Source organism: Methylobacterium durans (assembly GCF_003173715.1).
GTDB lineage: Bacteria > Pseudomonadota > Alphaproteobacteria > Rhizobiales > Beijerinckiaceae > Methylobacterium > Methylobacterium durans.
Window position 1 is genome coordinate 4,683,248 of record NZ_CP029550.1, and the last position, 26,423, is coordinate 4,709,670.

The 26,423-nt window shown below is 70.2% G+C and carries 16 protein-coding genes and 1 pseudogene; 14 read left to right on the forward strand and 3 right to left on the reverse strand.

Going from position 1 to position 26,423, the window contains the following annotated elements; translation table 11 throughout:
• Positions 1-165 precede the first annotated feature (165 nt).
• The 8 genes from DK389_RS21495 to DK389_RS21530 all read left to right on the forward strand — a co-directional run bounded on the left by DK389_RS21495 (position 166) and on the right by DK389_RS21530 (position 11,358).
• Positions 166-5,076 (forward strand): AAA domain-containing protein, encoded by a 4,911-nt coding sequence (locus DK389_RS21495; RefSeq protein ID WP_109892653.1) that lies wholly within the window; start codon positions 166-168, stop codon positions 5,074-5,076.
• A gap of 617 nt (positions 5,077-5,693) precedes the next feature.
• Positions 5,694-6,146: a MerR family DNA-binding protein gene (locus tag DK389_RS21500; RefSeq protein WP_109892655.1), complete on the forward strand. Its 453-nt coding sequence runs from the start codon at positions 5,694-5,696 to the stop codon at positions 6,144-6,146.
• Entirely contained in the window at positions 6,143-6,364 is a 222-nt protein-coding gene (locus DK389_RS21505) for a heavy-metal-associated domain-containing protein (protein WP_194075097.1), read from the forward strand. Before DK389_RS21500 ends, DK389_RS21505 begins: the two co-directional genes overlap by 4 nt.
• A gap of 33 nt (positions 6,365-6,397) precedes the next feature.
• On the forward strand, positions 6,398-8,851 hold the full coding sequence (locus DK389_RS21510; RefSeq protein WP_109892659.1) for a heavy metal translocating P-type ATPase: 2,454 nt from the start codon (positions 6,398-6,400) through the stop codon (positions 8,849-8,851).
• A gap of 13 nt (positions 8,852-8,864) precedes the next feature.
• Complete coding sequence (locus DK389_RS21515; protein ID WP_109892661.1) at positions 8,865-9,212, forward strand: heavy-metal-associated domain-containing protein; 348 nt, start codon at positions 8,865-8,867, stop codon at positions 9,210-9,212.
• Positions 9,209-9,889: a cytochrome c biogenesis CcdA family protein gene (locus tag DK389_RS21520; protein ID WP_109892663.1), complete on the forward strand. Its 681-nt coding sequence runs from the start codon at positions 9,209-9,211 to the stop codon at positions 9,887-9,889. Before DK389_RS21515 ends, DK389_RS21520 begins: the two co-directional genes overlap by 4 nt.
• A gap of 18 nt (positions 9,890-9,907) precedes the next feature.
• Positions 9,908-10,150, forward strand: a complete 243-nt coding sequence (locus DK389_RS21525) for a heavy-metal-associated domain-containing protein (RefSeq protein ID WP_109892665.1) — start codon at positions 9,908-9,910, stop codon at positions 10,148-10,150.
• Positions 10,147-11,358, forward strand: coding sequence for an MFS transporter (locus tag DK389_RS21530; RefSeq protein ID WP_109892667.1), 1,212 nt, complete (start codon positions 10,147-10,149; stop codon positions 11,356-11,358). Before DK389_RS21525 ends, DK389_RS21530 begins: the two co-directional genes overlap by 4 nt.
• Before the next feature lie 434 nt (positions 11,359-11,792).
• Here DK389_RS21530 and DK389_RS21540 read toward each other — a convergent pair whose 3' ends face one another.
• Both DK389_RS21540 and DK389_RS21545 read right to left on the reverse strand, forming a co-directional pair.
• A complete protein-coding gene (locus DK389_RS21540; RefSeq protein ID WP_109892671.1) occupies positions 11,793-12,911 on the reverse strand; it encodes a ComEC/Rec2 family competence protein in 1,119 nt (372 codons plus the stop codon).
• A gap of 10 nt (positions 12,912-12,921) precedes the next feature.
• Positions 12,922-14,856 carry a S8 family peptidase gene (locus DK389_RS21545; protein WP_210206697.1) on the reverse strand — a complete coding sequence of 645 codons (1,935 nt, stop codon included), beginning with the start codon at positions 14,854-14,856 and terminating at the stop codon, positions 12,922-12,924.
• A 462-nt stretch (positions 14,857-15,318) separates the two neighbouring features.
• Between DK389_RS21545 and DK389_RS21550 the strand changes: the two genes are divergently transcribed.
• Positions 15,319-16,878: a hypothetical protein gene (locus tag DK389_RS21550; protein ID WP_109892673.1), complete on the forward strand. Its 1,560-nt coding sequence runs from the start codon at positions 15,319-15,321 to the stop codon at positions 16,876-16,878.
• 112 nt (positions 16,879-16,990) lie between these two features.
• On the opposite strand, the pseudogene DK389_RS35715 reads toward DK389_RS21550, so the two are convergent.
• A pseudogene (locus DK389_RS35715) lies at positions 16,991-18,630 on the reverse strand (T6SS phospholipase effector Tle1-like catalytic domain-containing protein).
• A 995-nt stretch (positions 18,631-19,625) separates the two neighbouring features.
• Between DK389_RS35715 and DK389_RS32700 the strand changes: the two are divergent.
• From DK389_RS32700 to DK389_RS21580, 5 genes are all read left to right on the forward strand, one after another.
• Complete coding sequence (locus DK389_RS32700) at positions 19,626-20,153, forward strand: hypothetical protein (protein ID WP_162560760.1); 528 nt, start codon at positions 19,626-19,628, stop codon at positions 20,151-20,153.
• Between the two features lie 428 nt (positions 20,154-20,581).
• Entirely contained in the window at positions 20,582-21,175 is a 594-nt protein-coding gene (locus DK389_RS21565) for a hypothetical protein (protein ID WP_162560761.1), read from the forward strand.
• Positions 21,172-23,328, forward strand: a complete 2,157-nt coding sequence (locus DK389_RS21570; RefSeq protein ID WP_109892681.1) for a Mu transposase C-terminal domain-containing protein — start codon at positions 21,172-21,174, stop codon at positions 23,326-23,328. The genes DK389_RS21565 and DK389_RS21570 overlap by 4 nt, the downstream gene beginning before the upstream one ends.
• A gap of 40 nt (positions 23,329-23,368) precedes the next feature.
• Entirely contained in the window at positions 23,369-24,520 is a 1,152-nt protein-coding gene (locus DK389_RS21575; protein ID WP_162560762.1) for a TniB family NTP-binding protein, read from the forward strand.
• A gap of 23 nt (positions 24,521-24,543) precedes the next feature.
• Positions 24,544-26,352 (forward strand): TniQ family protein, encoded by a 1,809-nt coding sequence (locus DK389_RS21580; protein WP_162560763.1) that lies wholly within the window; start codon positions 24,544-24,546, stop codon positions 26,350-26,352.
• The last annotated feature ends 71 nt before the right edge of the window (positions 26,353-26,423 follow it).

A 26,423-nucleotide genomic window follows, 5' to 3' on the forward strand; every position in this document is an offset into this window, starting at 1 on the left:
TAGGATCTGGTCCGCCCACCCGCGCCCAGCCCGTCTCCGCTTGCCCGACGCCTGGGGACCCTGGAGTTTTCGACGACGGGAGCTTGACGCCGCATGAGAGCCTGTCGGACTGTCCCGTGCGAAAGCTTCGCCCAGGCGCCACGGTCGGAGTAGCGCTCCTGGGCAATGACCAAGCTAGAGACCGTAGCAGATCCCGCCGCCGGGCGGCTCCACGCCCTTCTCGGCTACGTCGAGCAAGTCGTCAGGCTCGACGAGAGGGTTGCCATGCGGCTCGGGGAGCACCGGCTTCCGACAGGGCAGGCCTTCGTCCTTCACCAGCATGAGTTGCACGCCCTGCCGGGCGTCAGGCACGACCTGGTCGACGAGGACGGCCCGATCTGGCTCGCTGTTGAGCGGCTTCGGCGCGGCGATCCGCCCGCGCCGCCCGAGGCTGCGGCGGAATGGCTGGAGATCACCCCCGATCCGGAGCGCCGGCCGAAGCTGCGGGACTTCCTGATCCGAACCGTGCCGGAGGGCGAGAAGGACACGCTCGTCGCGGAGGGAACGGCGCGCGCCGTGGACTGCGCCGAGGCGCTCGCACCGCAGGTCGACGCAGTCCGGCTTTGGGATGTGCGCCTCCGGCTTGAGGACCGACCCGACCTGCGGGCGGCCGCGGAGGCCTGGATCGCGGGCGCGTGGCTGCCCTGGTCCGTCGCGGAGCGCCCGGTTCGCAGGTCGCTGAGCCTCTACCAGCGGCTGTTCGAAATCGCGCAGCTCGCCGAACTCGGCGGCGGGGAGCGTCCGTTCGAGCTCGTCTGGGGCATCGGCCTGGCGCGCTGGCGCAAGGAGGAGCGTGAGATCGACCTGCCGCTGGTCGAACGCCTGGTCGAGATCGAGATCGACGACGTCGGCGGGGCGGTGATCCGGGTGCGGCCGCGGGCGGTCGGCGCGACGGTGAACCTGCGGGCCTTCGAGGAACTGGGCGTCGAGGGCGTGACGCTCGCCCAGGACGCGGCCCGGCGCGCAATGACCATCCTCGACCCGGAGGAGGGCGTCTCGCCCTACCGGCGCGAGAGTTTCGAGCCCGTCCTGAGGGTCTGCCAGGCACGGCTGGACGCCGAGGGCGTCTACCTGCCGGACCGTCTGGCGCCGGCTCCGGATCAACCCTTGCCGGCCGCGGATGGGAACCTCTCCGTGTCCGACCGCTGGGTGCTCTTCGCCCGCCGCCGGTCGGACAGCTTCCTGCTGACGGACATCGAGAACCTGAAGCGGTCCGTCGAGCGCATCGCGCAGGAGCAGGGGCTTACGGGTCCGGCGCGGACGCTGGTCATGGGACCCACCGAGGCGTCGTCGGAGGATGTCTGGAGACCCTTGAGCGACCGCGTCGGCGGCACCTCCGGCGATGCGCCGGAGCCGGAAGGGTCGTCCGAAGCCGGCGACCTGTTCTTCCCGAAGCCCTTCAACGACGAGCAGATCGAGATCGTCAGGCGCCTCGAAGCCGCCGACGGCATCGTGGTGCAGGGGCCGCCGGGCACCGGCAAGACCCACACGATCTCCAACATCATCTGCCACTCCATGGCCACCGGGCGCCGCGTCCTCGTCGTCTCGCACGGCGAGCCGGCCCTGGCCGTGCTGCGCGACCAATTGCCGGACGGCATCCGCGACCTGGCCATCAGCATCACGGCGACCGAGCGCGAGGGTTTCCGGCAACTCGAAACGGCGGTGCGCCTGCTGCAATCGGTCGTCGAGAGCATCAGGCCATCCGAGCAGGCACGGCTGATCCGCGATCTGGAAGCCTCGGTGGTGGGCCTTCGTGAGCGTCTGGCGTCCATCGATGCCGAGATCGCGCAATTCGCCCTGCGACAGCTCTCGCCCGCCTTCGGGAACGAGCGTCCCGCCGAGCTCGCCCGGACGATCAGCCTCTCGGCCCAGAGGCACGGCTGGTTCGAGGACCGCCCGGACGCCGTCTCCGTCGAAGCCGCGCCTCGGGACGAGCGCGTCGACGCCCTGCGGGCGGCACGCCTCGCCCTCGGGCCGCGCCTCGAACAGATCGACTGCCTCCTGCCCACCGTGGACGACCTGCCGGACGGCGACACGGTCGCGCGACTGCACGATGACCTGATCCGTTCCGAACGGTTCGCCGCGGCGGCCGCGCGCGATCCGTCCGTTCGGGTGCGGATCGGCTCGCCGGACGAGGTCGCCCTGGCACTCCGGGCCGCGGCCGCGCTGGAGACCCTGCGCCGGGTGGCAGGTCTCGTCCGTGAGGCGCCATGGCTGAAGGCGCTGGCCGACCAGGCCGTCACCCCAAACGGGTCGGGCGGTCTCGTCGGCCTCGCGCGGCAGTTCGCCGACGACGCCCGTCCCGTGACGCGCGAGCGAGAGCGTTACCTGGCTCTTCCGGTCGAGCTTCCTGAGGCATTGGCGCCGGCTTCCGCGGAGGTCGGCGACATCGTCCGCAAACTGGCCGCGGGGGAATCGGTCTTCGGCCTCTTCGCCTTCCGGGAGAAGTCGTTTCGTCCCCTCGTCGACGCCATACGGGTGCAGGGCCGTCCCCCGGCCGGGGCGAGCGAATGGGCCCACGTCCGCGACCATCTGGCGTGGCGTGGGGTGGTCGGTTCGCTCGGGATCCGCTGGCGCGCCCTCGGTGACGAGATCGGGGCGCCGCCGGCGGCCTCCGCGCGCGATCTCGCCCAACTCGTCGCCACCCTCGACGCCGTGCTCGTGGAGGCCGACGGCGCGATGCAGGTCCTTGCGGAGGCGTTCGCTCGGCTCGTCCCGGGAAGCGGCTCGCCCCGGGACCTCTGGTTCGACCCTGTCCGTCTCGTCTCCTTCGAGGAGGCGTTCCGCAACGCGGCGGCCGGGGCCCAGCTCGCAGCCTCAAGGGCCGAGATCGGCCGTCTGGAGACCCTGTTCCCGGACGCCGCGGGCAAGATCGGCAAGCTCGCCCGCGACTTCCTGTCCGAGGCGGTCGGACGGGACCGGGTCGACGGGGAGCAAATCGCGCACCTCTGGGCTGCCCTGCGCCGGCAGGTCGCCGACCTGCACGACCACAGAGCCGCGTTCGAGACCGTGCAAGCCGTCACCAGCGCCGTCCGTGAGGGCGGCGCGCCGATCTGGGCCGGCCGGCTTCGGGCCGAGCCGGCTCGCGGCGACGTCGATCCGCTCCTGCCGCCGGACTGGCGCGAGGCCTGGGACTGGGCCGCGATTGCCGCCTACCTGAAGCGGATCGACGACCGGGGTCGGCTGAGGGTGCTCGCCGACGAGCGCGTTCGCCTCGACGCCGAGGTCAGGAAGACCTTCGAGCAGCTCGTCCGCGAGCGGACCTTCTACGAACTCGGCCGCTCGATGACGGGGCCCGTTCGCTCGGCCCTGATGATGTTCGCCACCGCCCTGCGCAGGACAGGCAAGGGCACCGGAAAGGGTGCTGCCCGGCACCGCCGCGACGCACGCCTTGCCATGGCCGATTGCTACGCGGCCATCCCCTGCTGGATCATGCCGGCCTGGCGGGTGGCCGAGCAACTGCCCGGCGAGCTCGGCTCCTTCGACCTCGTGATCATGGACGAGGCTTCCCAGTCGGATATTCGCGAGTTGCCGGCCCTCCTTCGGGGCAGGAAGATCCTGGTGGTCGGGGACGACAAGCAGGTCAGCCCGAGCGCGGCCTTCATCGAGAACGCCAAGATCGACCGGCTCGAACACGGCTTCCTGAAGGGCCAGCCCTTCAAGACCCTTCTCCTGCCGGGCTCCTCGCTCTACGACCTCGCCAAGGTGATGTTTCCCGACAAGCTCGTCATGCTGCGGGAGCACTTCCGCTGCGTCGAGCCGATCATCCGGTTCTCGATGCAGTTCTATCCGGAACCGTTGGTGCCCCTCCGGGTGCCGACCGTGCACGAACGCCTCGACCCGCCCCTCGTCGACATCTACGTGCCGGACGGCCGCCGCCAGGGGGACAAGCAGAACCCGCGGGAGGCCGAGGTCATCGTCGGGGAGATCCGCAAGCTCGTCGACGACCCGACGCTCTCGCGCGTGGCGGCCCAGGACCGTTGGCGGACCATCGGCGTCGTCTCGCTCATCGGCGCCAAGCAGGCCGCCCTGATCAACCGCATGCTCCTCGACGAGCTCGGCGAGGACGTCATGCTGCGCCACCGCATCGCCTGCGGCGACAGCGCCACCTTCCAGGGCAACGAGCGCGACGTGGTCTTCCTGTCCATGATCGCCGACCCGGGCAGCAAGCAGGCCCAGACCGCGACGCAGTTCGAACAACGGTTCAACGTGGCTCTCTCGCGGGCCCGCGACCGGCTCGTGCTGGTGCGCTCGGTCCGGGAGGACGAGCTCAAGCCCGACGACCTGAAGGCGCGTGTCATCCGGCACTTCCGCGAGCCCATGGCCGGCGTTGCGGCCCGGTCCGGGGACTTGGAGTCCCTGTGCGACTCGGATTTCGAGCGCGACGTCCTCCGTCGCCTCGTCGAGCGCGGATATCGGGTGACGCCGCAGGTCGGTGCGCTCGGGTATCGGATCGATCTGGTGGTCGAGGGCGCAGACGGGCGCCGGCTCGCGGTCGAGTGCGACGGCGACAGGTATCATGGGCCGGAGCGCTGGGCGGACGACATGCGCCGTCAGCGCGTCCTGGAGCGCGTCGGCTGGCGCTTCTGGCGGTGCTGGGCGTCGAGCTTCGCCCTCGATCCCGACAACTGCATGCTGGATCTGTTCGAGACCCTCGAACGGTCCGGCATCGCGCCCGGGGGCGCCGTCCAGGGCGCTTGGGTCCACACGACGCATCTGACCGCCCCAGGCAGCGTGGGTGAGCCGCGCGGCGACGCCATCAAGGGCGAACCTGCGACGGGGAAGACCGCGGCGGCACCGGCCGGGATCGGTGCCGGTGACCGGGTGGTGGTCCGTTACCTGGACGACAACAAGACCGCGGCGTTCACGCTCAGCCTAGGGCGCGACGACGCCACGAACGGATTTCTCCCCGTGACCTCCCCGTTGGGGGCGAAACTGCTCGGGAGCGCGGAGGAGGACGAGATCGAGTTCGAAGCCGGTGGCCGCCTGCGTCGGGTCCTGGTGCTGCGCACGGAACGCCAGTCCGTCGCCTCCTGACTGCCCGGCGCGGCGGCATAAAGCCGACGGGGTCGATTGAGCAGGCCTCGGTCGGTTGAGCTGAGCGGGAGACGAGGAAAGCAGCCCGATCCCTCGCGCCGCGCGCGGAAGCCGGTCCAGCGCGACGCGGATCAAACCCGACGCTCCTGCCATCGCGCACCTGGACTGGCAGGAACCGGATCCGTCGCACGGCGTGCGCTAGATCGACCCGACGGGTTCCACGCCGGTGGCACGTCATCGCCCGAATGATGCGCGCTCTCCGAGGTCCAGCTTGAGTTTTAGCGGGCCGCAGGTCGCGCTGCCCGCAACCTGCTGCCCGCGGCGGCGATCACGGCCCACGGGGATCTGTCGGCATGGCGTCCTCACCCGTCCTGCCGGCCGTCTGCACACCGCTCCCGACGGCCACCACGGGTCGGGGCCAAGCGCCGCATACGGTCGGCCTCGCCGCTCTTGCATGGCGCCGCCTCCGTGAGGTGTCGGCGGCGGTGGCGCGGACTCGGCGGCGGCCGACGGTCCAACGCGGCGCGGCGCCTCACACGCGGCTTCGAAGGCGGCTTGACTCCGTACCATGGTACGGCCGCTAGGGTCGTTGGGAGCTGGTGATGTCGAGATCCGGGATGAGAGATCAAACCATAGGACAGGCGGCGCAGGACGCCGGCGTGGGCGTCGAGACCATCCGCTTCTACGAGCGCGAAGGCCTGATCGAGCAGCCCATCAAAGGAACCGGGTATCGGACCTACTCGCCTGAGCTGGTCACCCGCATCCGCTTCATCCGGCAGGCCCAGAGGATCGGGTTTTCCCTGAAGGAGACGCAGGAACTCCTCGCCCTGCGCGCCAACCCGGCCGCCGATTGCGCCGAGGTGCGAGCCCAGGCCCAGCACAAGATCGCGGAGGTCGACGAGAAGATCTCCGAACTCCTCCGCGTGCGCGCAGCCCTGGAGGCCGTGGTCGCTTCCTGCCCCGGACGCGGCGGACTTGAGGACTGCACCATCCTGGAAGCCCTGGAGGACGCGCCGCGCGGGCCAGGCACCTGTCGGTGCGACGAACCGAGGAAGGGGAAGCCACGATGAAGACCATCACCCTGAGGATCGAGGGCTTGCGGTGCGCTTCCTGCGCCGCCTCCGTCGGTTCGCTCCTGGATACACAGGCCGGTGTGCGCGGCGTCGACGTCTCCTTCGAGGAAGCGCGCGCCCGCGTCCTCTTTGACCCGCAAGTTACGAGCGGGGACCGCCTCGTCGCCGCCGTCGAGAGGCGCGGCTTCCACGTGGTCGCCCGCGACCCGGCCTGATCCCGTTCACCGACACCGCAAGGAGACAGGGCAGTGGCTTCGGCACCAGCGCTCGACGCGAACCTTCCCCTTTGGAGCGAGGAGCCGGCAAGCCGGCCCGACCGCGCCCGCATCCGCGCCCGGATCGGCGGCCTCCACTGCTCGCTCTGCACCGGGACCATCGAGAAGGCGCTGGGCAGCCAACCCGGCGTCGACAAGGTCGCCGTCAGCCTGACCCACGAGCAGGCGCTCGTGGAGTACGATCCCGCAATCGCCCGTCCGGCGGCTCTGCTCGGGATCCTGCGCGACATCGGCTACACGATCTCCGACCCGCGCAAGGTCCGGCCGTTCGAGGAAGAGGAGCGGGACCTCGTGCGGGAGAGCCGCCGCTTCGTCATCGCGGTTGCCCTCAGCGTCGCTTCCATTCCCATCATCGCGGATCCCTCGCTCGGCTGGATCGGCTACCTGCCCGCCCTGGTCTGCCTCAGCCTCGGCGCCATGGTGTTCCTCGTCCTGAAAAAAACGAGCGTCTTGGCCGCTGTTGCCAGCACCGGTGGCCTGACCGTGTTGGCGCTGGGTCTCCTCTACCTGAACCTCCATGGCTACTTGGCGACGTCCGCCCCCTGGCTCGTCGCGGCGTTGGCCGTGGCCCTCGTCTTCGGGGTCGGACGGCACATCCTGCACATGGCCATCCAGGCCTTGCGCCGCGGCATCCTCAACCAGCACGCGTTGCTGGAGATCGGCGCCTTCGCGGGCATGGCCGGCGGCGTCATCGGGCTTGTACTGAACCGTCCGGGCTATCCGACCGCCCCGTTCTTCGCCGTCACGGTGATGGTCGTGACCTACCACATCTTCTCCGAGTGGCTGTCGCTCATCGTCAAGACGCGCAGCTCGCAGGCCGTGAAGCGCTTGCTCGACCTCCAGCCCGAAACCGCCCGCGTGGTCCGGGACGGGCAGGAGCAGGACCTTCCGCTCGAAGCGGTGGCGGTCGGCGACCTCGTCCGCATTCGCCCCGGGGAGCGCGTGCCCGTCGACGGGACGGTCGTGTCCGGCCGCTCCGCCGTCGACCAAGCGCTGGTGACCGGTGAGCCCATCCCGGTCGAGCGCACGGAAGGCGACGTCGTCATCGGCGGCTCGATCAACGGCACCGGCAGCCTGCTCGTGCGGGTGACGGCCGTCGGCGCCGGCAGCTTCCTGCAGAAGGTGATCCGCGAGGTCGAAGACGCCCGCGCCTTGAAGCCAGGCCTCCTCCACCTCGTCGACCGCGTGCTGCAGGTCTACACGCCCACCGTGCTTGTGGTGGCCGCGCTCGCCTTCACGGGTTGGCTCGCCGGATCCTGGCTTCTCGGCGGTGAGGCCGACATCGAGCGGGCCGTGTTCGCGGGCCTCAGCGTCCTGGTCATGGGCTATCCCTGCGCCGTCGGCATCTCGGCCCCGCTCTCCATCGTGCGGGGCGCCGGGGAGGCGGCCGAGCACGGTATCCTGATGCGGACCGGCGAGGCCTTCCAGGGCTATCGCCTCGTCGACACCATCGTGCTCGACAAGACCGGGACCCTGACCGAGGGGCGGCCCGTGGTCCGCGAGATCGAGGTGTATTCGGGGACCGAGGCCGCGCTTGTCGCCCTCGCCGCCGCAGCCGAGGCCTTCTCCGAGCACCCGCTGGCCCAAGCCGTGGTCAAAGCGGCCTTCGCGCGCGGTGCCGTGCCCCCGGAGGTGGCAGCGTTCGAGGCCATTCCGGGCAAAGGGGTCGTGGCCCGGATCGCGGATAGCGAGGTCGTGGTCGGCAGCCCGGCCTTCCTCGCCGGCCACGGCATCGATCTCGCGCCCGCTTCAGCGCGCATCCTGACCCTGGAGGAGGCCGGGCGCACCGTCATCCTCTCCGGCCGTGACGGCCGCCTGCTGGGCTTGCTCGCCCTCGACGACAAGCTGCGGGCGGATGCCGTGCCGGTTGTCGCGGCCTTGCGCAGGGAAGGGCTGCGGACGGTCCTGCTCACCGGGGACAACGAGCGAACCGCATGCCGGATCGCCGGCGAGGCTGGCATCGACGAGGTCCACGCCGGCGTCCTTCCCGACGGCAAGGCCGAGATCGTGCGACGGCTTCAGGCCGCGGGCAAGGTCGCGATGGTCGGCGACGGCATCAACGATGCCCCGGCCTTGATGCAGGCGGACGTCGGCATCGCGATGGGCGGCGGCACCGACATCGCCATCGAGGCCGCCGACATCATCATCCTGTCGAACCGCCTCGCCGCGCTGCCGCTCGCGCGCCGGATCAGCCACCGCAGCTACGCCAAGATGCTCCAGAACGTCTGGCTTGCCTTCGCCTTCAATGGCCTCGGCATCCCGCTCGCCGCGACCGGGCTGGTCAACCCGATCTGGGCCATGGTCGCCATGGCGGTCAGCGTCACCGCGATCTTCCTCAACTCGCTCTGGGGACAGCCCGGCCTCTTCCTGGGTGCGATCATGACCGTCGGCCATCCGCCCCGGACAGCGCACCCCAACCCGACCTGACAGGAGTACTCCCATGACAGACCCTCTACGCCAGGGTGCCGTCGCCGTGCTTGCCGTCGCCGCCACTTTCGGTTCGGTCGGTCGACCATGGGCGGTGGAGGATCCGCCGGCCCTGTCGCGCCGGGCCTCCGAGCTGAAGGTCGCGACGATTCCAATCGAGGGCATGGCCTGCCTGTCCTGCGCCGCGTCGATCAAGCGAACCGTCAGGAAGGTCGACGGCGTCTCGGACGCGGAGATCGACTTCGTTCGGCGCTCGCTCCGCGTCACCTACGCGTCCGGGCGTGCCCTCCTTCTCAGTCGGGTGAAAACGGCCATCGACGGTCTTGGCTACAAGGCTGGCACTCCGGTTCTTGAGCGATGACCCTCGAAAGCGTGATCCAGCCGCTGGCGTCCGGCACAAGCGGCCCGGCCACCCTGTGGGTCACTTTCCTCGCGGGCATCCTGGCCAGTGCGGTCTGCCCCTGCACCCTGCCGGTGGGGCTCGGCATCGCCAGCGTCGCCAGCGCCTCCGAGGCGGGCTCTCGCCGAATGGGGCTTCACGTCGCGAGCGCGTTCTTTGCGGGAATCGTCCTGAGCCTCACCGTTCTCGGAGCCGTCGCTGGCCATCTCGGCGCCCTGGCGACCGAGGCCTTCGGCAGGGGCTGGGCGCTCGCCATGGCGATCCTGTCGCTTTGCGCGGCGGTGACGGCGTTCTGCTGGCCCCGCATGCGCCTCGGCAACCTCACCGCATGGCGCCGGCCCGGCCTCTTCGGGGCCTTCGTCTACGGGCTGATCTTCAGCATCGGCACCTCGGTGGCCCCGCTGCTGCTCCTGCTCACGGTCGCTGCATCGGACGGGGATCCGGGTCGGGGCATCCTGCTCGCCCTGCTGTTCGGTCTCGGCCGGGGTCTCCCGTTCCTTGCCGCAGGGATGGCGGCCGGGGCCGTCACGCGCCTGGCTCGCCTCGGCCTTTGGGGACGGACCCTGCAAATCGTCAGCGGCGCGGCCCTCCTGCTGGTCAGCGCCTACTACGCCCAGGTCTACGCGGACCTGCTTTGAACCCGGAGAAACGGTGCAATGAGCGACAGGCCGAAGGCCTCCCTGTCCAAGGTCACCTTCACCGTGCCCGGTATGATCTGCGACGGGTGCGCCGAAAAGGTCCGCGACGCCGTCCTGGGTGTACCCGGCGTCCATCAGGCGAAGCCCAGCACCTGGCACAAGCGCGTCACGGTGACGTTCGAGGCGTCCCGGATCGAACCCGGACAGATCAGGTCGGCCCTCGACAGCGCCGGGTTCGAGACCGGTGCGGTCCGGCCATGACCCCGGTCTCGCCCGACGTCTCGGACGTGCATCGGGAGCGCCTGCTCCGGGCGGTTGCGGCCGCTACCTTCGCCATCTTCTTCCAGGCTTTCATGGTCGCCCCGATCCTTCCACAACTCGGGGAGGCGTTCGGCGCCTCGCCGGAGCGGGTCGGACTGATCGTTCCCGCGTACTTGATTCCGTACGGCGTGGCGACGTTGGTCTACGGGCTCCTGGCGGACCGCCTCGGCATCTGGCGCGTCATGGCCGGATCGATGACCGGCTTCGCCGTGCTGACGGCCCTCACCGCCACGGCAGGGTCCGTGGAGCAACTCGCGCTCTGGCGTCTGCTGACCGGGCTCGGGGCCAGCGGGGTCGTGCCGCTCGGTCTCGTCCTCGTCGGCAGGCTCTTTCCGTACGAGCGACGCGGGCGCCCGCTGGGATGGCTTTTCGGGGCCATGGCCGGCGGCATGGCCTTTGGGTCCACCTTCGGGGCGCTGCTCGAACCATCCATCGGATGGCGGGGCCTCTTCCTGGCTGTGGCGGCGGCAGGTGCGGCGATCCTGTTCGTCCTTAGGCGGTCACGCGGGATCGTTCCGGGCGCGACGGCGGCCGGGGCCAACCTGGGCACGCTGTTCCGCGGTTATCGGGACCTCTTGGTCTCTCCCCGCGGTCGCCGCACGTATGTCTACGTCTTCCTCAATTCGATCTTCCACTCCGGCGTGTTCACCTGGCTGGGGCTGTATTTCGAGCGGCGCTACGGTCTCGGGCCCGTCGGCGTCGGCCTTGCTCTCCTGGGCTACGGCATCCCCGGTTTCCTGCTCGGCCCGGTCATCGGCCGGGTGGCGGACCGACGCGGTCGCGGGCGGCTCCTGCCGCTCGGCCTCTTCCTGGGCGCCGTCGCGGCGGCAGCCCTGATCCTCGACGCGCCCCTGCTGCTCGCGGTGGTGGCGGTGACGGTCCTGTCCCTCGGCTACGACATGACGCAACCGTTGTTCGCGGGCATCGTCACCGCGCTCGGCGGTCAGCGGCCGGGCCAAGCGATGGGCCTGAACGTTTGCCTCCTGTTCACCGGGTTCGGCCTGGGAAGCCTGCTGTTCGGGTCGATGCTTCGCTTCGACTTCGGCCCCGTCCTGGCCGTGTTCGCGGCTGCGGAACTGGCGCTCGCCGTCGTCGCACTCCGTCTGTTCCGATCCGAGGTTCCGCCGGCCGAGGGCGGGCGCCCGTGAGTTCGCGACCGCGTCGAGATAAGGCGGAAGCCATCGACGCCCTGATCCTCGCCGCCTTCCGGGAGGCGTGCCGTCAGGGGGAACTCGGCGCGGCCGAGCATCTCCTCTGCGCCTTGGAAGCGCTCGCTGCCGGCGCTGAGGCTTCGACAGGCGCCTCGGCATGTCTTGACAAGGCCTGCCTGACCCTGGCGGAGGAAGCCCTAGGCACGGCGCCCGTTTTCCCCCGGAAGGAAGGACGGGCGAGGCGGACACTGACACGCGACGGCATCTCCACGGCCCTGCCGCAGTGCGGTCACCAAGTGTCAGATCTCGGCGGCTAGGAGCGGGTCGCGATCTCGGACCACGGGGCCGCTCCATCACGCGGCATCACGCGCGGGTCTGGGTCTGTAGGCTCGGCGGCCATCCTGTGGGCGGTGCTCCCTACGCCACAGGGCTCAGAGCGTGATCTGCAGGGACAGCGCCTCGGGCTCGGTAGTGTCACGCACCCGGTACAGGAACCGGGAGCCCGGTCGCCGCTGGAGCTCCTCGATCTTCTGTCGGACGTGCGGGAGGTCGTTCGTCAAGTGGATCGTGAAGGCGCGCCCTTCCTGGGTCACCACGATCTGCTCCAGCACCGCGGGCTCCGGGTTCCCGTCGCGCCCGTTAGCCGAGATGACGTAGTGGGTGGCCGGGAACAGCTTGAGGAAGGCTTCCGTGATGCCGCGGTCGCTGCCGTGGTGCGGCATCTTCAGGAGGTCGACGGGGCAAGGCTCCTGCCGGTCCGGAAAGGCCGCCTTCCAGCCGGCCACGATGTCGTCGCCCCGGGCGTCGCCGGTCAGCAGGATGCGCTTTCCGCCGACCTCGACCAGGGCGACGATGCTGGAGAGGTTCGGGACCGAGGTGTCGAGGTCGGTGCGGAACAGGTCGGCGAGCTCGGCCTTCCTGGCCTTCTTCGGTTTCCGCGCCGCGGCCGCCCACTTCCTCCGCAGGGCATCGAGCCTGTTTTGGAGCGGCCCCAGGACCGTGACCGCGGCCCCGCCGACGCCCGGCAGGCGGCGGGGTGCGACGACGAGCCGGTCGAAGTGCGCGTTGACGGGGATCCTCAGGGCCTTCAGGTCCGCGAGCAGGTCGTTGCCCTGCCCGACGCTCGCCGTGACGCCGGTCTGGAACTCGCCGGCCAGGCCAAGCTCGACCGCGTAATCCTGGCCGCGGCCGGCCGGGCCGGCGCCCGCAGCTACGGCCGGTGTCCCGACGATCTGCTCGAAGCCGTTGAACCAGAACTCCCGGATGTCGACGGTGCCTGCCTTCCTCTCGTCCTTCACGAGCCGGACTTGCTGGCGCAGGAGCGCCAGTAGGCCGTTGATGTGGTCGTCGTCGATGTGACTGACCATCGCGAGGTCGAGGCGCAGCGGCGCGCCACCGCGCAACTGGTCGATGCGCTTCGAGAGCCGGTCCCGGAACACGGGGGAGGGCCCCCCGTCGACCAGCCAGAGCCGCCGGGCGCCCTCCGCATCCGTGAAGTGGATCAGGAGGCAGTCGCCGTGCTCCGCGTTCAGCGCCTCGAAGGTCACCATGATGGCCTCATCAGATCGATTGGATCGCCCGCAGCACGTCGACGAGCCCGTTGCCCTGGAAGTAGCGCTCACGGCCAAGGTCGGTTGCCGTCCGGCACAGGACATCCTTCACGCGACGGGGGTCGCCGATCAACTCGCGGTGGCGGGCCATCAGCAGGGCGGCGGCCCCGCTGACGTGCGGCGCCGCCATGCTGGTGCCGTCGAGGCGGCGCAGACCGCCACCTGGCGTGGGACCGAGGATCTTCTCGCCGGGGGCCACGACGTCTGGCTTCATACGGCCATCGCCGGTAGGACCCCGGCTTGAGAAGTAGCTGACCCCGTAGGTGTGCGGTTCGACGCGATGGGTGGACCCGACGGTGATGACCTCGCTGGCGTTGCCGGGATCCGTGACCGTGATCGAGCGGAAGTCCCCGAACTGGTTCTCGGCCAGGCCATCGACCCAGCCGCGATTGCCGGCCGCCGCGACCACGACGACGCCCTGCCCGGCGAGCCGGTTGCATTCGTCGCAGATCGGCGTCCGGCCGCAGGCGAAGCTCTCGACCTCGTGCGGGATGGAGAGGCTGAGGTTCACCCCGTGGATCACCGGCACCTGGCGGTTCCGGTTCAGGTAGGTCACGAATTCGAGCGCGGACTGGATCGTGAACTCGTCCCCGCCGCTGCCGTCGTCCGCGAACACCCGCAGGTCGTAGATTTCCAGGGCGGGGCAGATGCCGCGCAGGTCGACGTCGCCTTCCGGGTTCTCGTCCCGCGGCCAGTCGCCGGCGAGGATGCCGGCGACGTGGGTGCCATGGTTCGAGCGCGGGGCCCGATAGTCCGGCCCGTGCGGCACCCGGATGAGCGGCTCGATCACCGACCAGTCCAGGTCGCCGCCCTCGTCGTAGCGGCGCCGGAGGATCTCGATCTCGCGCTGGAACCGGCCGTTGATGGCGCGGGCCTGCGCCCGGTCGGGCCAGCCGCCGGCCCGGCCCGTGGGCATCCGTCCGGTCGAGATCAGCCGGCGCAGGAAGGTGAAGTCGTACGTGGCCGCCACCCGGGTCAGGTCCGCCCAGGGCTGCCGGGCGGCGGGCGGGCCGCCGCCGGGCTGGGACGCCCTCAGCTTGGCCCGGTCGAAAAAGGCCGGGTGGGTGGCGTCCACGCCGCTGTCGACGATGCCCCAGCGGATGCCGCTCGTGTCGAGGTTGAACAGGCAATGCGCGGCGTCGGCCTTCACCGTCTTCCGCGAGAGCGCGACGGACACCGACGCCTCGCGGTTGCGGTTGACCGTCCAGATCTCCGCGCGCTGTCCCGTGACCGGATCGGGGCTCGCGAAGCCGAGGAACCCCTGCGCCAGGTCGCGGAAGCGCTGGATCGCCGGCCTCACGTCACGGAGCGTGGGTTGCCGCCTCCGGCCCGGCCCGCCCCCGGCCAGACCGTCCCTCACCCGTGCCAGCTCCTTGGGCGTCAGGTCGGAATCCCGGCGAAGGGACACCATCGCGCTGAGCGCCGCGAACCGGAAGAACTCCCACTGCCCGGTGCGGGAGATCACGGCCGCGACGTCGTCGTCGTCCTCGGTGCGCTCGAACAGGTCGGCGTAGAGGAGCTCGACGGCGCCAGGGCGGGCGGACACGCGCAGCCACCAAGTCGTCATCGGGATCACGACGCGAAGCAACTCCTCGAAGGTCAGGCGCGCGCAGACGGTCCCGTTGATGTAGGCGACGTGGGCCCGCGCCGCGGCACGCCCGTCCAGGCGCTGCAGGCGCTCGCGCAGGTTCCGCGCGATCTCGCCCGGCCGGGACCCCGACGTGGGCGTGAGGATGAGGTCGACGGGCGCCTCCGGCCTGCGGAGGAACGAGATCCAGACGTTCGGGAGGATCGGGCTGTCCTGCGTGTAGCGCTGGTGCCCGAACGTGGCGAGGACCAAGCGATGGAAGGCGTCGTCGCCGCCCTCGGCCGGTGTGCGCGCCATGTGCTCCCCCGTGCCGGCCCGGATCCCGCGGCCTCGCGCCCAAGCCCGCCTTGCCGCGGCGCCGGAGCGTTGGCGGCGCGCCAGACTGCCACGGCTCGATAGGATCGTGCCGTCAATCCTTGCGCACGCTCGAAAGCGTCAAGCGTGGGCCGGCCGTGACGGTACCCGCGGAGGCGCCGTCGCTCCAGGCCGTCCCAGGGTTATGCACGCCCGATGGAAGGCGGGCCGGATGCAGCGCCGTCGCGCCGGGCGATGGCGCTCCGCGGCCGCGTCCCGGCGAGGGCTCTCGCCGGACCCGCGCGGGCATGGCGCTGGCGCAAAGCGGGGCCGTCAGGCCACGGCGCCCGCGCGGAGCCTTGGCGCTGGCCTCGGCGCTCGCCGCATGGTTATGCGCAGGGAGGAATACGGACGGGCCGCGGTCGGACGCCGGGAGCGGGCCGACGTGACAGGGCAGGGTGCGGGATGGCGGCGAAACTGAGTTTCTTCTTCGGGGCCGGGGCCGAGGTCGGCTACGGCATGCCGGCCGGCGGCCGCTTCGCGCTCGACATCTTCCGCCGCAGCATGGACGACGAGCGGGCCCAGTTCCAGAGGATGCGCGCGGGCATCAATCCGCGGACGGTCTACGCGACCGACTGGCTCCCGCCGGGGTACGAGACCAAGCGCGTGGCCGTCTTCGGCAGCACCGACCGGGCGAGCCTGTTCGAGGCGAGCCTTGAATACCGGCGCACCCTCGTGCGGGACGGGCTCAACCGTTACGACGAGCTCTGCCGCGAGGTCCTGCGGGGGGCCGGCGTCGACGAGCGCGAGTTCAGCGACCTGTTCGAGCGGACGTTCGGGCGGCCGGTCGGCGCCGAGACCTACGCCCAGGAGATCGAGCTGAACCCGAGCCTCGGCGCCAACGGGTCCGAGTTGTTCCGGTCGGCCTACTTCTCCGCGGCGCTGGACGTCCTGGGCAAGCGACCGCAGGCCACGGGCCTGCGCAACCTGCTGCGGGGCACGCTTGAGCTCTACGTCGGCTCGCTCGGCCAGCAGCTCGTGTCCTCGCTCAACGACCAGATCTTCCAGAAGGCCCCCGACATCCCCGTCTTCGACGACCTCGCCGGCATCTTCCGGCTGGAATACGGCCAGGCCGGCCTCGCGGCGTACCGCCTGGTGCTGGAGGAAACCCGCGCACCGGTGTCCCTGGCCGCAGCCATCGAGGTCGCGTTCGAGAGCCTCGCCTTCCACGTGATCGAGACGATCATGGCCCAGTGCCTCGACTACCAGGGGCTCGTCGACGGCAACTTCCGCTACCTCTACGCGCCCCGCGAATGGGCGAAGTTCTGCAAGATCAGCACCTTCCTGCTCTCGGTCCGCACCTACATCGCCGAGCTCGAAGCGAGGGCGCTCGGCGGCCTCGACGGCTCTGCCGGGTACTACCACGACGTCCTGGCCTCGCTGACCGAGGGCCGGATCCGGGATGTCCAGGTCGGCACGGCCAACTACACCGCCCTCTTCGACAGCGTCATGGCGGGCGGGGGCCGTGGCGACGTGCGCGCACGATTCCTGAACGGCAGCGTCCGCGACTTCTACGACCCCTACCGCAACATGATCGTGGCGCAGGACGCAGGGGCGCTCGACAGGGCGGGCCGCTTCCTGGTCCCCTTCATGTTCACCCAGAGCGGGATCAAGCCGCTGACCTCCGTCGAGATGTCGCGGCGCTACGTCGACTTCTACGACGCGATGCGGGCCAGCGACGCGGTCGTCGTCCTCGGCTACGGCTTCAACGGAGACGACGGCCACATCAACGGCATGTTCCGCGCGGTGACGGAGGAGGCCGGGAAGCCCGTCTTCGTCTGTCCCTACGCTCCCGGGGGCCCGGGCGGCGTCGACCTCGCGCGCGAGCGGGAGGAACTCGCCAGGAAGATCCGGATGGATCGTCCGGACAACCTGACGGTCCTGCCGGTCGGCGGCGACCGGCGCGTCGCCTCGGGCGAGGTCTGGGTCGACAAGATCGCCGCCAGCATCCCGACGGCGCCGTGAGCCGGAGTGGGCCGACCCCTTTGCCCAGGGTCAACGCGCGTCCCCGCATCCGTGCGGCCCATCCCGAACTCCAAGGCCGAGACCTGAACCCAGGCGTCGCCCCGTCAGGGGCTCATGCGCCGACGGTGGGCGCGCGGTCGCCGGGATCACCGCGGGAGGCGACGAACGTCACGTCGGCGGGCAGCCTGGCAAGGTAGCCCCCTCCCATCCGCTTCGCCCTCTCGTGCACGAGAGCGCCGCGCGGGAGCGTCCGTCGCCGGAAGAGGTTCATCCGGCGCTCCCAGGTCCGGCGCGATCCATCGAAGTGCCGCTTCGGCAGGAACTCGGCCGGCCACCAGCGCCAGGTCAGCGATTCATGCATCGCGCCGGTCCCCGCGACCGGCACAGCGGTCGCGGCCGTCAACGCCGACAGGCGCACCGGGTCGACGCGCAGGCCGAGGGCGATGGCTTCCGCCGCCATCCATCGCAGGGCCACCTGCGAGAGCTCGCTCCCGTCCTCCGGGTAGCCGCCGCCGACATCGCAATGCACGCCGGGAAACCAGACCTGCCTGAGATCCTGCGCGGGCTCGCCGGGATCCGGGGTGACCTCACGGAACAGGTTGGTGCGGAAGAAGGCCCGCCGCTCGTCGATGGCGATGGCATGCCGGACGTGGTGGATGTCGGGGTTGGCCGCGGTGTGCGGCAGCCGCAGGGGATTGCCGATCCAGCCGACCGAGCTCACGGTATCCCACACCCCCAGGAAGTAGGGCCTGCAGGCACGCGGCGCGCCGAAGCAGGCCTTGAAGTCGGCGGCCAGGCGGAAGTAGGCGTCGCGCCCGGCGCTTCCCCTGTCGGAATCCACGCCGGTCAGCATCCGCACCGCATACGGCACGAGGGCCGCGTTGCCCTTCGGGATGAGCCCGTAGAGACGCAGCAGCGCCGCGACCGCGCGGACCGTGTAGGCCCCCGGCTGAAGCCGAACAGGAACACGCGGTCGCCCGGCTCGTACTGTTCCATGATGTAGACGTAGGCGTCGCGGATATCCGCGGCCAAGCCGTAGCCGACCGCCTTGCCCAGGAGGCGCGTGGCCCAGCGCACCGGACGCGTGAGGGCTCCGGCCGGCTCCATCGTACCGAGGCCGGGATGGTAGTAGGCGACCTGCTCGCTCGGGTCATGCGTCAACGCCGAGAACAGCTTGACGACGTTCGTCCGGTCGGCGGCGAATTCATTGGCGGTGCCGTCGCAGCAGACGACGATGTTCTTCACGCAGACCTCCCATGGACGGTTTCTCGCGCCACCGTGGCACACGGCCAGCGCCGCTTCGCCGAGAGGCCGATGTTCCGACGAAACCGGCGGGCGCGCCATGGCAAAGCCACCGATGGCCTGCAGCAAGGTCGTGTTTCGGCGGGGACGCCTTCGATCCGATCTGGGCCAGTAGCGCTGCGATGGATGGCGGACGGGGCCGGAGCGCCCTGGGGCCGAACACGATGGCCAACGCGCAAGCGGACGACGGTTAACCATCGCGGAAGGAAGTTCGGCTTCGTCGTTGAGCCCGCACCGGCGGCGGTGATATAATTCGCCTCTTGCCGCGTCGAAACATCGCTCTCCCGCGCTCCCGCTCGTGGACCCCGGCCCGTTGTCTGTTGTCTGGCGGCGTCCCTGTGGGGGCCGCCGCGAACAAGGCGCCAGGGCAATCGGCGGACGAAGCCGGAGCGCACGCCTGGCGTGCCCCCGAGGGATGGCTCCGAAGCAGCCGTCAGGCGGGTCGAGCATCCCCGAACCGCGAACAGGGCGAACGTCCTTGGGCTGGCCGGGGGTTGTGGGGCCGGATCATCGCAGGGCGCGGCGAGATGGAGACGCAAACCAAGGATTGCCGACACAATCCTTATGCTGCTGTCCCGATGGGACGCTTGAAAGATCTCAATCGGACCGCAAAGCAAAGGATTAGCATTTCAATCCTTCGAACGCAGTTTTAGCACGAAGAAGCCCGACCGAAGCCGGAACAGGAACACGAACATCGCGTGACGTCGGCCTCCCGAGACGCCGACACGTCACGGACATACTTCGTGGTCTGAAGATTTTTATTGACGGATCGATCCCGAACGGGAATCTCTATCACCGCAGGCCTGGACGGCACTTCGGAGGACGTGTGCGCATGATCGATTCGGCAGGAGGCACGCGCTCGCGCGGACCGCCGCGAGCAGGCTGACACACGCGGTCTTGCAGGACCGCGTGTGTCGCTAGAGCTCAACCTTCCCCAGGGCCAAACCGCATTCGAACAGCGCCCTGGGGATCCCGGACCGAACGATGGCCAGCATGACTGGCCACGGGGTTCCGTGCGCTCCTGGGATATCGATCGCACGCTTGATTCGCGGCCGCAAGCCCCGTCTCACGTACCCCATCGGTCCGCCCCCGACCCGATGAGCCTGCCCCCGTTGGCCGCTCAGGGTCCGAAGCGGAGTACGACGATGACGCATCGGCAATCCGAACAGCAACCCGACGGACCCGCGGAGCCGGCCGCGGATACGCGCCCCGCGCAGCCCGATCTGCCTTTCCACCCCGCCCTGGAGAAGCGCGGGCGGAAACCGAGGCCCAGGCGAGTGAAGAAACCGACGGGGGAGGGCCCGAACACGCAGGGGCCTGGCTTGGTTCTGCCCCCCGGGGCACGCGACGGGGCTGAGCCCGCGGTCAACCCTGACAACGCGGCGTCGAGCCTCGGCGACGCAGGCGCGCCCACGCCGCATGCCCGCTTGGATCGGCGCCTCACGATGCAGGGCCTGCGCGTCGGCGGTCTTCAATACGCTTCTTCCGCCTTGGCCGCTGCGCGAGCAGCCGGGTGCACCCGGATATCTGTCAAGCTCGATCCGACAGACCTCGGCGCGGTGTGGGCGCTGCTCGATGGCGCGTGGCAGCGGGTGCCCTGCCATTTCAGTGCCGGTGAACCGGCAAGCCAGAGCGCGCACGGTCGCCGTTCATCGCGGCAGGAGGCCGGCGCAAGCGCCGGCTGGTTGCCGGATGACGCCTCGGCCGGTCCGGTCACGGATCCGGCTAGACGCGCGGGCGCGACCCGCCAGTTGGCGGCGGCGCCGAAGCCGGGCGAGATCCTGGGCGACGAAACGGGCCCCGGCCAGCCAAGGCTAAAGTCACGTTCCCAGCAAGCGTGGTGCGCCGATGCCCGGCCCATCCCCGCGCCGTCAGGGCTCCGACAAGCTCTGCTCGCCACCGCGGCGGCGCGACTGCCGGCCGGCGTCGTCACCGCGGCCGCGCCAGACCTCCTGCCCGACCGGAAGGGCTGACCGGGCGCCTGGAGCAGAGTCAGACCCGAGAGGCTCCGAGGTGCCGGCGAGCGCGCCCGCCGGTGTACGTGGCGGGAGGCGCTCGTGCGGGTGCACGAACCATCCGTGCCGTCTCGGGGGATGACGGTTCCGGCGGCACCGAAGCGGCCTGGCTGCCGGCTCGGGACCGTCCGGGCATTGCCGCACAAGCAACGCCGAATACCCCCGGGGGAGCCTGACGCGAGGTTAACCGGCCTCGACTTAGCTTCCCGCGGTACCGCCACAGTGCCGCCTCTGAGCGGACATGAAACCACGGAGATTCAGAGTTGACGTACGCGCGCGCGGCCTCGTTCAGTCCCGACGCCCAGCCAGGCCGCGCGCCCCCGGGAATGGCACCTGGGTGGGCACCGGTCCGAACGGGTGCGGAGGGTCGGAGCCGGTGGTCCTTCGTGCACCGCCTCTGGTCCCACAGGATGCAGGCCGACGTTCCGTACGAGAGCCTGTTGGAAGCGGACCTGATCACCATCCTCTGCGTCGACCCCGCGGTGGAGGGATTCTGGGCGCAGCCTGAAGTGTTCCGCTGGCGGCAGGGCGGGCGAGCGCGCCGCTACGTCCCCGACTTCCTGATCCTCACCACGGCCGGCGCTCGCACGTACCGCGAGGTCAAACCCCTGCGTCGCCTGCTCAAGGACGCTTCGCTGGGCGGCCGCCGGGTGGCCATCGAGGCCGAATGCGAGCGGCGGGGAGCGACGTTCGAGACCTGGACCGAGGCGGAGATCCGGCGATCCCCGCGCCTTGAGAATGCGCGCGAGATCCTTTGCCACGCCGGACCGGTCTGGGATGAGCCGGCGCTCGCGGCCCTGCGCCGAGCCATTCGGACGGGCATCCATCCTGCGACCGCTGGCGAGCTTCTGCGCTCGGCCGGCCTCGGCCCGGACGCCTTCGGAACGCTGCTTGGGCTCGTGGCCCTCGACGAGGTGCGGATCGAAATCGACCAACCCCTCGCCCTGCGAAGCCGTCTCGTCGGCAGGAGGACCGCATGAGCGCCGTCCAAATCGAGCTCCATCCCGGCGCGCATCTGCACGTGCAACGCGAGGGAAGCCGCCCGGAACTCTGGAAGGTTCTCAAGCGGAAGCGGAAGGGCTGGCTCGTGCAGCTCGGGGATCAAGACGCGGTCACGTGGTCGGATGACCACATCCACGACCTGCGTCTCGATCATGCCGTCGAGCTCCACGCCGCCGACCCCGAAGCCGACGAGCACATTGCCTATTGCCTGTCCAAGGCGTTCGAGGCCTTTCCCGAGGACCACAAGGCCATTGCCCTGCGCCGGGTCGAGTACGTGCGCGAGGTGGACGACTGGCACGGGGCCGGGGAGACGCTGGAGGAAAGCTACGCGTGGGCGGCGCCGCACGTTTTCGAGGCTTTCGAGCGTGAATGGCGCGAGGAGGACATCGCCTACGCGGCGGCGCTCGCGGAGCGGCGGCGCCAGCGGCAGCGCAAGGCCGCCACCGAGCTGAAACGGCCGAAGAAGGGGCAGCCCCTCGTCGTTCCGAAGCCGCGCACGGTCGAGCTCTGGTACCGGACCTGGATCACGCACGACCGCGACATTCGCGTCCTGCTACCGAATTTCCGTGGGCGGGGCGACCGCAAGCAGCGGTATGCCCACTGGATCTACGTGGAGATGCGGGCGCATATCGAAAAGTATTACCTGGTCAAGGACCGTCGTCGGCCGCCGCTGACCTATGCGTACGGCAAGTTCGAGGAACATTGCAAAGGCAAGGGCCTCGACGCCGACAAGCCGCGGAAGAAGGGCGGGCAGCGCCCCTACCCGACCTACCCCGCCTTCCGCACCTTCAAGAACAGCCTGCTAGACGCGCGAGAGGAGATGAAGGTGCGAGAGGGGGGCCGGCCGGCCTACCTCGCCTTCAACGTTTTCCGGAAGACGGACGCTCTCGCCAAGGTCATGGCGGAAGTCGAGTTCGACCACTCGTTGGTAGACCTCATCGTCGTGGACGAGGAGACCGGACGTGCCATCGGAAGGCCCTGGTTCACGGCGGCCCTCGACCGCGCGTCAAGGATGCTGATCGGGTGCCACCTGTCCTTTGAGTTACCCAGCTACGCGTCGCTTCAGCGCTGCATGGGGCACGCATTCTGGCCGAAGGACCTGCGCGGCATCGAGGGCCTGAGCAATCCCTGGCCCTGCGAGGGCATCCCCGGTCTCGTGTTCGTCGACAACGGGAAGGAGTTCCGCTCGAAGAGCCTGCGACGCAGTGAAAAGGCGATGAACTTCCGCCTCCGACCGCTGCCCGTGATGGCGCCGTGGCTGAAGGGCAAGCTCGAAAGGCTGTTCGGCCGGTTCAACGCGCAGGTCTACGGCCACCGCGAGGGCAAGACATTCCACAGCGCGGTGGCGCGCGGTGATTACAACGCGATCAAGCGGGCCGAAACGACGCTGACCCAGCTGCGCCGGGACCTGCTCGGCTATATCGTCGACGACTACCACGTCGCCAAGCACAGGACGCTGGAGGCGCGGCCCCTCGACGTCTGGAACGACCTCGTGGCGCGGCAGGGGGGTGTCCGCGCCGTTCCCTCGCACTCCCAGGTCATCGAACTCATCGGGCAGGTCAGGGACAGGCCGATCGGCAACACCGGGATCAGCCTGGAAGGCCTGAACTACCACTCGGGGAGGCTGACGGCTTTGCGCGAGCGGCGGGGAGGGCTGCAGAAGCTCTACCAGGTCCGGTTCGATCCGTTCGATCTTTGGAGGATCTGGGTGCTGGACGAGGATACGGGCGAGCACATCCCGGTCGACTGCACCAACCAGGCCATCGCCCGCGGCGTCTCGATCTTTGCGGCCGGCCTGCATCTGCAGGGAGCGCGCAGGGCCGGAAGCGGGCGCTTCGTGACGGAGCAGGACATCCTCCTGGCCAAGCAACGGGCCGAGGAGGAGAGCGACCGCATCCTCGGAAACGGCAAGTCCCTGACGACCGCGGCGCAAGTCGCCCGGTACCGGCGCGCGAACGGGGAATACTTCACGCCCGTCGGCCCCCGGACACGCGGCCGCCGGAGCCGGCCAGCGTCGCCGTCCAGACCGAGCCCGGTGCCGTCGAGACCGTGCCTCCGGCTCGGGCGACCCCCGCCACCGCGGCCCCGCCCGCACCCCTACCCTCGGCCAGCTCCCTCCACCAGAGCCTGACCGAAGACCTCGATGCCCTCATGGACGAATGGAGCCACACATGACGTTGACGGACGCGGAGGTCAGCGAGCGGGTTAAGACCTTCGAGCATGCCGTGGTGCCCCACGAGATGTTCAAGAAGGGGCAGCGCGCGGTCGGGACGTTGCGGCGGCGCTGGCGCCCGAAGGGCGTGAAGCCCCTCAAGGCGCGCGCCCTCCTGATCCTCGGCGAGCCCGGCGCCGGCAAGAGCTTCATCCTGGAGACCCTGCGGGATGAGAACCCGATGCGGGTGACGCCGGACGGGAACATCCGCCCGGTCCTCTTCGTGGAGGCCCCCAAGCGAACCACCCCGCGCCAGCTCGCCGGCGCGATCTTCGACGCCCTGGAGCCTGGCTACCGCTTGCGGGACGGCTGGAACACCGCGCGCATCCTCAGCGAGATCAGGATGTTGTGCGAGGAGATGTGCGTCGAGGTGCTCATGATCGACGAGGCACACCACCTCGTCGACCAAAAGAACGACAACGATCTGGAGGATGCGGCGGAGTTCCTGAAGCAATTGCTGAACCCGTTCGCGACACAGATCGTGCTTGCGGGCCTTCCGCACCTCGGCGACCTACCCGAGACGACGAAGCTCCGGCAGCTGCGCCGCCGCTTCCGGCCCCCGTTTCATCTTGAGCCCTACAACTGGAGCGACCGCCTGGGACGCAAGAAGTATCTCGGGATCCTGGCCTTCTTCGAGCGCCACCTTGCGCTCCCGGAGCCGTCCAATTTCACCGAGTTCGACTTTGCCGCCCGGATCTACTGCGCCACGGGCGGCCATATCGGGATCATCTCCGGCCAGCTGAGCCTGGCATTGGAGGCCGCCTTGAGCGAGGGCAAGGCGCGGGTCGACCTCAGGCTCCTGGCCCGGATCTACGCCGACCTGGTGCTGAGGAAGAAGCCCACCGTCCTCCTGGACTTCGATGCGCCCTTCCTCGGCGAAGCCGCAGGCGCGCCGGCAGAGCCTTTCGGCGGGGGCTCCCCCAACCCTGCCGACGTGGCCGACGCGGAGCTCGACGCATCGGCGGATGACAACCCCTACCTCGCCCAGGGCGAGGCGTTCCGCGCGCTCTGGCGCAAGATGGCGGGCGCCCGGATGGGGGACCAATCGCGGGTGACGGCGCACAGGACGGTGGAGACCCCGCCACCGAGCACATTCGGGAGGTCGGCGTGAGGCGCGTGCCGCTCGGGCTTCGCGTGCCCGAGATGACGGATGAACCCGCGCACGGGGCGATGATGCGCCTGGCGGCACGCCACCGGCGCTCGGGCGACACGGCCGGCTTTGCGGCGGATTGCGGCCTGGCCTTTCGCGCCATCCTGCGCGGGGGCTCGGCTGGGGAAGTCGCTTGCCTGGCGGGGTTCGACCCGCTCGCGCTCGGCCTCCGCTCGCCCCTCATCGACGCCGCAAGGCGCACGGTCGAGCTGAATGGAGAGTTCATCGCGCTCGGCGACTGGTCCGTCACGAGCCGGCGCTGGTGCCCGCACTGCCTGGCGGACGACGCGCGCCTCGCGCTCGACCGAGGCTTGCCGCCGGAGCGGCTCGCCCATCACCGGTACTGGTGGGATGTCAGGTCGGTCTCGGGCTGCGTGGCGCATGGCGTTCCGCTTGCGCGGTCGTGCCGGGCCTGCGGCCGCAACCCGGGCTGGGCGGGCCCGGTTGACCGATGCCGATGCGGAGCCTCGCTCTCTTCGGCCCCCGAGCTCGGCGGTCGCCCGCCAGGGCCAGCCGACCGCTACCTCACGGAGCGCCTGCTTGGAAGCCGCGCGCAGGCGTGCCTGGTCGATCCACTGACCTATCAAGAGGCCGTACGAGCCCTCGAACGCCTCGGCATCGCCGCGCAGGGTCGATGGAGCTCCCGCAAGCCCCGCCCCAGCGCGAGCGAGGCGTCGGCGTACCGGAACGCCGGCATGGAGCTGATCGCCGACTGGCAAAACGGATTGCGGCAAGCCTTGGATCGGATCCTCGCCGACGGCCGGTCACGCGGCGGCCGGCCCGGGCTGATCGGGTCTTATGGCTGGGTCTACGAACTCTGGATCGGGGGCTTGCCGGACAACGGGTTCGGCCGGATGCTGAAGCGTGCCCTCCGCGAGCATGCCGTGGCGAATGGCGTGATCTCGGGGCGGGAGCGGGCGCTCGGTTGGGCGCCGGGAACACCGCTGGTGGACCTCACGGCGGCGACATCGAGCCTGGGCATGGGGCACCGCCGCGCACGAGGTCTCCTGCTGAGACACGGCATGTTGTCCGGCGGCATCCGCCGGAGCGTTGCCTTCCCCATCGACGGGGCGCGGCTTACCCACTTGCGCGAGACCCTGGGTCGAACCACCGACGCGAAGGGCCTGCGCATGATCCTCGGTGTCGGGAAGGCGCAGGCAGGGCGCATCGTGGATACCGGCTTGATCGCGTCCGCAGGCATCGGGACCGGCGGGGCGGAACCGGAGGGCCGCTTCGAGGTTGCGGCCGCCGAGCGCTTCCTGCGGACGCTGGTCGTCGGCGCCCCAATTCGCCGCTCCACGCCGAGCGGGTCGGCCATGCTGGCCAGCGCATGCCGCTCCGTCGGTGTTCCCATCGAGGTGGCCTGTGCCGGGCTGCAGGCCGGGACCCTCCGGGCGACCGGCGTTTCGCCAGGACGACTGTCCCTGGCGACGGTCATGGTCAGGCCGGCCGACCTCCGCCGCCTTCGGAAGGGAGACGGCCTCACGGTGGAGGAGGCCGCCGGGCAGCTCGGGATCCATCATGAGGCGGCACGCTCGCTGCGGCGGATCGGCCTTCTCGGTCAGGGTCGGGCTGGTCCACGCTCGTTGCGGCGCTGCGATGTCGATGCATTCGCGCGCCGGTACATGCCGGCGAGCGAAGCGGCGCGTCTCCTCGGCACCTCACCGAGGCGCGCATCCCGGATCATGGCCGAGCGTGGGGTTGCCATCGCGGCTGGCCCACCGACCTGCCGCCAGATCTTCTACCTTCGCGAGGATGCGCAGCGACGAGTCCAGCCAGGGCGGACGTCGTGACGTGGCCCCTTCCGGCACCCGGAAGGCCCTTGCAGGATGCGGCCGCGCCCTCGGCGAAATTCATCGCGCGT

Excerpts from the sequence above, each read along its gene's own strand:
- DK389_RS21495 (WP_109892653.1), top strand. The coding sequence starts at position 166 with ATGACCAAGCTAGAGACCGTAGCAGATCCCGCCGCCGGGCGGCTCCAC.
- DK389_RS21500 (WP_109892655.1), top strand. The coding sequence starts at position 5,694 with ATGAGAGATCAAACCATAGGACAGGCGGCGCAGGACGCCGGCGTGGGC.
- DK389_RS21505 (WP_194075097.1), top strand. The coding sequence starts at position 6,143 with ATGAAGACCATCACCCTGAGGATCGAGGGCTTGCGGTGCGCTTCCTGC.
- DK389_RS21515 (WP_109892661.1), top strand. The coding sequence starts at position 8,865 with ATGACAGACCCTCTACGCCAGGGTGCCGTCGCCGTGCTTGCCGTCGCC.
- DK389_RS21520 (WP_109892663.1), top strand. The coding sequence starts at position 9,209 with ATGACCCTCGAAAGCGTGATCCAGCCGCTGGCGTCCGGCACAAGCGGC.
- DK389_RS21525 (WP_109892665.1), top strand. The coding sequence starts at position 9,908 with ATGAGCGACAGGCCGAAGGCCTCCCTGTCCAAGGTCACCTTCACCGTG.
- DK389_RS21530 (WP_109892667.1), top strand. The coding sequence starts at position 10,147 with ATGACCCCGGTCTCGCCCGACGTCTCGGACGTGCATCGGGAGCGCCTG.
- DK389_RS21540 (WP_109892671.1), bottom strand. The coding sequence starts at position 12,911 with ATGGTGACCTTCGAGGCGCTGAACGCGGAGCACGGCGACTGCCTCCTG.
- DK389_RS21545 (WP_210206697.1), bottom strand. The coding sequence starts at position 14,856 with ATGGCGCGCACACCGGCCGAGGGCGGCGACGACGCCTTCCATCGCTTG.
- DK389_RS21550 (WP_109892673.1), top strand. The coding sequence starts at position 15,319 with ATGGCGGCGAAACTGAGTTTCTTCTTCGGGGCCGGGGCCGAGGTCGGC.
- DK389_RS32700 (WP_162560760.1), top strand. The coding sequence starts at position 19,626 with ATGCAGGGCCTGCGCGTCGGCGGTCTTCAATACGCTTCTTCCGCCTTG.
- DK389_RS21570 (WP_109892681.1), top strand. The coding sequence starts at position 21,172 with ATGAGCGCCGTCCAAATCGAGCTCCATCCCGGCGCGCATCTGCACGTG.
- DK389_RS21575 (WP_162560762.1), top strand. The coding sequence starts at position 23,369 with ATGACGTTGACGGACGCGGAGGTCAGCGAGCGGGTTAAGACCTTCGAG.